Source organism: uncultured Rikenella sp. (assembly GCF_947628055.1).
Lineage (GTDB): Bacteria > Bacteroidota > Bacteroidia > Bacteroidales > Rikenellaceae > Rikenella.
In genome coordinates, this window is the sequence record NZ_CANQYJ010000124.1 from 1 (window position 1) to 6,706 (window position 6,706).

The 6,706-nt window shown below is 53.9% G+C and carries 7 protein-coding genes and 1 tRNA gene; 5 read left to right on the top strand and 3 right to left on the bottom strand.

From position 1 onward, the window contains the following. Positions 1-1,309 precede the first annotated feature (1,309 nt). Both aspT and Q0Z93_RS09300 read right to left on the bottom strand, forming a co-directional pair. The gene (gene aspT, locus Q0Z93_RS09295) at positions 1,310-3,013 is read right to left on the bottom strand and encodes an aspartate-alanine antiporter (protein ID WP_298064845.1); all 1,704 of its coding nucleotides are present in this window, start codon (positions 3,011-3,013) and stop codon (positions 1,310-1,312) included. A 261-nt stretch (positions 3,014-3,274) separates the two neighbouring features. Further along, a tRNA-Ser gene (locus Q0Z93_RS09300) sits at positions 3,275-3,359 on the bottom strand. 167 nt (positions 3,360-3,526) lie between these two features. On the opposite strand from Q0Z93_RS09300, the gene Q0Z93_RS09305 reads away from it, so the two are divergent. The 3 genes from Q0Z93_RS09305 to panD all read left to right on the top strand — a co-directional run bounded on the left by Q0Z93_RS09305 (position 3,527) and on the right by panD (position 4,983). Continuing rightward, a complete protein-coding gene (locus tag Q0Z93_RS09305; protein WP_298064846.1) occupies positions 3,527-3,802 on the top strand; it encodes an HU family DNA-binding protein in 276 nt (91 codons plus the stop codon). Between the two features lie 183 nt (positions 3,803-3,985). Next, positions 3,986-4,603 carry a lipoprotein signal peptidase gene (locus Q0Z93_RS09310; RefSeq protein WP_298064848.1) on the top strand — a complete coding sequence of 206 codons (618 nt, stop codon included), beginning with the start codon at positions 3,986-3,988 and terminating at the stop codon, positions 4,601-4,603. 26 nt (positions 4,604-4,629) lie between these two features. Continuing rightward, positions 4,630-4,983 (top strand): aspartate 1-decarboxylase, encoded by a 354-nt coding sequence (gene panD / locus Q0Z93_RS09315; RefSeq protein ID WP_298064857.1) that lies wholly within the window; start codon positions 4,630-4,632, stop codon positions 4,981-4,983. Positions 4,984-4,997: 14 nt separating this feature from the next. Here panD and Q0Z93_RS09320 read toward each other — a convergent pair whose 3' ends face one another. Continuing rightward, positions 4,998-5,186: a hypothetical protein gene (locus Q0Z93_RS09320; RefSeq protein ID WP_298064851.1), complete on the bottom strand. Its 189-nt coding sequence runs from the start codon at positions 5,184-5,186 to the stop codon at positions 4,998-5,000. A 128-nt stretch (positions 5,187-5,314) separates the two neighbouring features. Between Q0Z93_RS09320 and Q0Z93_RS09325 the strand changes: the two genes are divergently transcribed. Further along, a complete protein-coding gene (locus Q0Z93_RS09325; protein WP_298064853.1) occupies positions 5,315-6,004 on the top strand; it encodes a hypothetical protein in 690 nt (229 codons plus the stop codon). Positions 6,005-6,034: 30 nt separating this feature from the next. Continuing rightward, positions 6,035-6,664, top strand: coding sequence for a hypothetical protein (locus Q0Z93_RS09330; RefSeq protein WP_298064855.1), 630 nt, complete (start codon positions 6,035-6,037; stop codon positions 6,662-6,664). Positions 6,665-6,706 lie beyond the last annotated feature (42 nt).

The following is a 6,706-nucleotide window of genomic DNA, read 5'->3' on the forward strand; positions in this document are numbered from 1 at the left end:
CAAGAACCGAGCAGCGTACCGAGAGCAGAGACCGCTTGCGGGCTATGCCAAGGCAGCGCGAGGAAGACCGAAGGTCAAAGTAAACAAAGAAGTCACCGGGAATCGGTTTCGCCTTGTCGAAAGCAGGTCGTTCTGCCCGGCTTTCTCAAGGCAAAACACGGCATTCCCGGGTCTGCTGTGTCTACCCGCAATTAAGGAAGACACTGGTTTCAAGAGCGACGCTTTCGGGAGTGCTTTCGCGTGCTTCTTATTACTTGCGATCAGGCCGGAGCCAGAGGAACTAGATAGGGTAATTTCAGCCAGGCTCGTGTGCCGAGCGGCACCGGGCCTCCGCTGCGGGAGGCTGCGGCCCGCAGTGCCTTGCGGTACGCAAATAGTATCAAAATAACAGTACAATAAAAAGTTCGTCGTATTCGGCCACGCGCCCACTTCCTAAGGCAGAACAAACTCCCAGCTCGAGTGCCGAGCGGCACTGCAGAGGTCGGCGATTCTGCGAATCGCAATAACTAAAAATAAATTGTAGGATTTATTGTACGTGTTCGGGAGAGAACTGTTCCTTTTGTGAACAAAAGGAACCGAAAAAACTTTTTGAGATGCTTACGCATCTTTTGAACCTGCCAAGTACTTCGGCCGGGCTGTAACTACCCCCAACTCCGCAGGCTGCGACCTGAAACTGTACTTGTCCCGCGCGCTGGCGGAAATCCTGTTCAAAAGCAATTCATGCTTTTGAACGATTTCATACTCCAGCCGTCGCGCGCGGGTGCCGCTCGGCACTCCAACCGGGCTGTAATTACCCTAAAGTACAGAACTACCCTCAGGCCGGGCAAGCCGCGCGTGCCCGCGCCGGGCAATAGGCTATAACTACCTTCACCAAAGCAACGCAAGCCCCAACAAAATGTTGGCAAGGGGCCGTAACTACTTAATCAAAGCAACGCAAACTCCAAAAAAACGCCGGCAAAAGGCTATAACTACCTTCACCAAAGCAACGCAAACTCCAAAAAAACGCCAGCAAGAGACTATAACTACCTTCACCAAAACAACGCAAGCCCCAACAAAATGTTGGCAAGGGACTGTAACTACTTAACCAAAACAACGCAAGCCCCAACAAAACGCCGGCAAGGATTGTAACTGCCTTAAACGAAGCAGTACAAGCCCCAATACCCCCGGCGTAGCGCGCGGGCCGCTCAGCATAGGGTCATTGCACCCCTTGGCGAGAGCCCGCGGCACCCGGCAGTAAAAGACATTCCGCGGTTCTTTCCTCAGCAAGAGAACGGGATTCTCCAACTCGGGCAAAAACGATCGGATACGCTCAGGCGACCAGCAGCACAATGACCACCCCCCAGATAATCAGCAACGTATTGCCGATAGCGTATGTGATCGTGTAACCCATAGCCGGCACGGTGCTTTCGAGAGTCTCTTCGACCGCACCCAGAGCTGCCGTCGTCGTGCGCGAACCCGCACAACAGCCCAACGTCAGCGCATCGTTGAACTTGAACAGATACTTTCCGACAAAGATACCCGCGATCAAAGGGATCGAAGTCGCTACGGCCCCCACAAGGAACAGGCTCCATCCCACCTCCTGGAACCCCCGGATGAACGTCGGCCCGGTCGAAATCCCCACAATGGCGATAAAGACATTCAGCCCCACATTGTTCATAAACCACACCGCCGGTTCGGGAATCCCCCCCAGATTCGGACGCTTGGCCCGCAGCCACCCGCACACCAATCCCGCGATAAGCACACCCCCGCTCACCGTCAGGCTCAGCGGAATGTTTCCGATGCGCGTCACCAGCATCCAGCCGAAAATCAGCCCCCCCAGCACGATTCCCAGTCCGGCCAGCGTCATACTGCTCTTTTCCGTCACCGGATCGCTGAAACCCAGCCGCGCCGCAGCACGATCCACATCCTGTTTGAGGCCCATCAGTTCCAGACGGTCGCCCGTGTCCAGTTTGCCGCCGCCCAGCACCGGGATCTTCACCCCCGTGCGCGTGATGCTGCGGATCAGCACCCCGTGCATGAAATCGGACTTCAGCAGCTCGCGGATGCACATGCCCGAAGCCTCTTTTTTACCGACCACCACCGTTAACCGCTCCACATTGAAGTTGACCAGATCCTCGTCCACGATCTCCCGGCCGATCCACTCCTCCTCTTCGATCACAAACTCGCGCCGGCCGCTGATGACGATCTCGTCGCCCCGATAGATCATCGTTTTGGGTGTCACCTCCCGGATTCTCCCCTGTTGGCGCAGCCGTTCCACGAAAATACGCTTCCCCTGCCTCCGCATGTTCTCCTCGAACTCGCGTACCGTATGGCCGGGAGCGAACCATTCGTTATCGGCGCTGAAAGCCCGGAATACGACGGGCCGCACCGCCGGGTTGAATCCCGGCTGGGCACTCATGTCGTCGCCCATTTGGCTTTCCAACTCCTTGGCCGCCGCCTTCACTTTCGCCACGCCGCCCAGCAGACGGGGCCCCAAAGTGCCCAGCAGCCAGGCCGAACCTGCCGTACCGTAGATATAAGTCACGGCATAAACGACCGGCATGGTGCTCAAGTCCAGATTCGCTAAGCTCGGCATCTCGCGGATCGTGTCCGTAGCCGCCCCCAAGGCCGCCGACATCGTCTGCGACCCGGCCAGCAATCCAGCGGCCTGCGCCGTATCGTAACCCATGACCAGAGAGCAGCCCCATACCGAAGCCAAACACAGCACACAGACCACCACGGCGAACCCCACCTGCGGCAGACCGTCTTTGCGCACCCCCCGGAAGAACTGCGGCCCCACGGCATATCCCACGGCGAAAAGAAACATCAGGAAAAAGAGGGTTTTGGCCGGTTCGGGAATCTCGATTTTCATCTGCCCGACGGCCACGCCCACCAGCAGCACGCTGGTGACGGTGCCGAGCGAGAAACTTTTATAGTGGAGCTTGCCGATCCAAAAGCCGACCGCGACGGTCAGGAAAACGGCCAGCGCGGCGTTTTCCTGGAAGAAATGGACTAAATCGGTTCCGGTAAACATGATTCGATAAGATTTTTGGATACTGTTATGGAAAGAGGCGAAGCAATCCTTGTGCCGAAAAAGCCCGGGAAGGTGAACGGTGCGGCTTTCCCGTGGCCGGGCCGGGGCGTATAAAGAGACTGCGCGCTTGGCCGATTTCGGCCAAGCGCGCAGTCTGTCTTTTGAGGTCGGTAAAGCCGATGACAACTAAAAAAGAGGGACTGCCCCAGCCCCTCTTTTAGTCCCCGTTTTACACAGGAAACGGATAATCTGAATCCTCTGCGGAGAGGGAGGGATTCGAACCCCCGGAGCCTCGCAGCTCAACGGTTTTCAAGACCGCCGCAATCGACCACTCTGCCACCTCTCCGAGCACAAAAGTAGCGGTTTTTTTCTTCCGGCCAAAACACCCCGCGGCTTTTCACGAAAATCACAAAGAGGACGAAAAAAAGTCGCTAAATGCTTGGCGGTTACGTTTTATAAACTATATTTGCAACGTAACAATCGAGAAACACTAACTCTCTAAACATTACTATTATGAATAAATCTCAACTCGTCGATGCAATCGCTGCAGAAGCAGGATTGACCAAAGTTCAGGCTAAAAAAGCACTCGAAGCTTTTATCGGTGTTACGGGCAAAGCGCTGAAAGCGGGCGACAAGATCGCTTTGGTGGGCTTCGGCTCGTTCAGCGTGACCAAAAAACCGGCCCGTACCGGGCGTAATCCGCGGACGGGGGCTGCGATCAAGATCGCTGCCAAGAAGGTCGTCAAATTCAAGGCAGGAGCGGAACTCAGCGCAGCGGTGGGCAAATAGGGCCTTTTATTGACGGGCGCTGATCCCTCATCGATTCAACTTTCACATGCCGATTTCTCGTGTCACCTTGCAGGGGATGCGGGGAAATCGGCTTTTTTAGTACCTTTGCCGTGACTTGCCCGGATCTGCGGACGATCCCGGCTGTCGGAACCTACTTGATCGTCAGGGCGAAAAGCCCGATTTATGGAACAGAAAAGAAAAAAGAGACTGCTCGCCATCCTGCTCATCGTCCTGCTGCTGGCAGCCGACCAGATCGTCAAACTGTGCGTCAAGACACACATGACAATAGACGAGGCTATTCCGGTTTTCGGACAATGGTTCTACATCCGTTTTATCGAGAACCAGGGGGCCGCTTACGGCATGGAGTTAGGCGGAGAATACGGAAAGCTGATCCTGAGCCTGTTCCGGATCGCGGCGGTCGTGGCTATCGGCTGGTATATCCGCCGGCTTATCAAACGGGATGCGCCGACGGGGGTGATCGTCGGGATTTCCGTCATCCTGGCGGGGGCGATAGGCAATATCCTCGACTCGGCTTTTTACGGGCTGATCTTCTCGGAATCCACCTTCACCGACGTGGCACGGTTCGTGCCGTGGGGGACGGGCTACGCTTCGTTCCTGCACGGGAGCGTGGTGGACATGCTCTATTTTCCGATCATCGAGATCGACCGGATGCCGGACTGGGTGCCGCTCGTCGGGGGAGAACCGTATACGTTTTTCAGTCCGATTTTCAACATGGCGGACGCTTATGTGACGTGCGGCGTCGTTTACCTGATCCTGTTCCAACGCCGGTTTTTCAAATAAGACGTACAATTATGAACCGAAATGCCATGCAGATAGAGGTATTGAAATCGAAGATACACCGCGCGCACGTAACCGAGGCCAACCTCGATTATGTGGGCAGCATCACCATCGACCGGGAGCTGATGGAGGCGGCCAATATCATCGCGGGCGAAAAAGTGCAGATCGTGGACAACAACAACGGCGAGCGGATAGAGACTTACGTGATCGAAGGGCCTGCCGGAAGCGGCTGTATCTGCATCAACGGCGCAGCGGCGCGGAAAGTGGCGGTGGGGGATGTCGTGATTATCATGTCTTACGGGATCATGGATTTCGAGGAGGCGAAAACGTTCAAACCCTGTGTGGTTTTTCCGGATACGGCGACCAACCGGATCATTCGGTAACCTCCTTTCCGTGCTTATTTTGTCGCACGCGGCCCCGGCATTCGTTTGCCGGGGCCGCGCGGCATTTTATGCCGACGGTGATCATACGCGATTTTGCGATGATCTGCTTTATCGTTTTTGGGGCCGTTTTTCGGCATTGGCGCAGTGCCGTTCGGCACCGCAGGGCCGCCTCGGAAGTTCTCTCCGACCTTAATCTCGGACATCGGTTTATTTGTAATTTATTTTTTAATTATCGACCGATAATATTCATTTTGGTAATTGAATTATTTTTATCTATTTTTATCGAACTACTAACGCCGCGAGGTTTTACTTATTTTTTAATGTTGCCATTATGAAAACAAGAGGAAAAACTTTCGTCGGTATGGCGGCCTTGCTCGCCTTTTCCGGGCAGATTGCTTTCGCGCAATCCCTTTCTTCGTCGGCCTCTTTGGACGCCGCGCTCTATCGCTCGGTCTGCGAGCGGATCGACGGGCCGATGGTTTTTTCTACGCGGGACACGCTTTTCGCCTTGTCTTTGCCAGTCGATGAACGGGCGGAGGTCTATGTGCAGATTACAGTGGGTCGGAACGGGAAGGTCAAGGAAAAACTCACCCGCGTGAATGCCAATCATATCGGGGCGTATGTGGCGCCGGCGTTCGTCTCTGCAACGAAAGACCTGCGGGTCGACCGTTCGCTGGTCGGGAACCTGACGGGGAAGGACACTTCGCTGGTGCTCGCTTTTCCGCTGGAATACCATTGCATCTACGATACCCTCAGCAAGGAGTGGCCGAATATGGGAGACTATGTGAGAGAATCTCTACGTACAATCCCCGATAGCTATGACCTTGCCAATATGGGTTGGAAAAAACCTATATATCCTTATCAAAGGAGGTCTTATCCGGAATTAGCCACTTATCAAATAGAACTGGACAGTAGAAGCAATCTCTGGTATGCATTTTCTCGAGCAGAAAGGGAATATCAGACTGCCACACCCACTCCTATCTGGTATTATCTTGCTTTTATCCGAGAATCGCAAGAATAAGATTTGTCAATTCGAATTAAAATCAACACAATGAATGCATTTCAGAAATACGGTATCCTTATCGGCAGTTTGTTTTTTGTGACGACCTTGTCCGGCTACAGTCAATCCTCTTTGGACGCCGCGCTCTATCGCTCGGTTTGCGAGCGGATCGACGGGCCGATGGTTTTTTCTACGCGGGACACGCTTTTCGCCTTGTCTTTGCCGGTCGATGAACCGGCGGAGGTCTATGTGCAGATTACAGTGGGTAGAAATGGGAAAGTCAAGGAAAAATTGACCCGTGTGAATGCCAATCATTTGGCAGGTTATGTGGCGCCGGCATTCATTTCTGCAACGAAGGATTTGCAGGTCGACCGTTCGCTGGTCGGGAACCTGACGGGCAAGGACACTTCGCTGGTGCTCGCTTTTCCGCTGGAATATCAATGCGTTTACGATACGGTCAGCAAGGAGCAGCCGGATGCCGGGGCTGAATTAAGAAAAGAATTATACAGGCACTATGTTCATTACGAAGGGGGCGCCTATACCAACACCCAAATGAAACGAGAGTTAGATATGCAACGCTCGACAAGATCAGGGCTATACTTAGCTGACTACAAGTATGAAAAAGCGGAACCTACGCCTGTTTGGTACTATTTTGCCTGTATAACGGACAAATCGGAATAAAACCTTTTTATTAACCTAAATTCCGAACCCGATAAAATCTAT

Bases quoted from the DNA above. Each gene is read 5' to 3' on its own strand.
- Q0Z93_RS09325 (WP_298064853.1), top strand. From the start codon at position 5,315: ATGAAAACAAGAGGAAAAACTTTCGTCGGTATGGCGGCCTTGCTCGCC.
- Q0Z93_RS09320 (WP_298064851.1), bottom strand. From the start codon at position 5,186: ATGTCCGAGATTAAGGTCGGAGAGAACTTCCGAGGCGGCCCTGCGGTG.
- panD (WP_298064857.1), top strand. From the start codon at position 4,630: ATGCAGATAGAGGTATTGAAATCGAAGATACACCGCGCGCACGTAACC.
- Q0Z93_RS09305 (WP_298064846.1), top strand. From the start codon at position 3,527: ATGAATAAATCTCAACTCGTCGATGCAATCGCTGCAGAAGCAGGATTG.
- Q0Z93_RS09330 (WP_298064855.1), top strand. From the start codon at position 6,035: ATGAATGCATTTCAGAAATACGGTATCCTTATCGGCAGTTTGTTTTTT.
- Q0Z93_RS09310 (WP_298064848.1), top strand. From the start codon at position 3,986: ATGGAACAGAAAAGAAAAAAGAGACTGCTCGCCATCCTGCTCATCGTC.
- aspT (WP_298064845.1), bottom strand. From the start codon at position 3,013: ATGTTTACCGGAACCGATTTAGTCCATTTCTTCCAGGAAAACGCCGCG.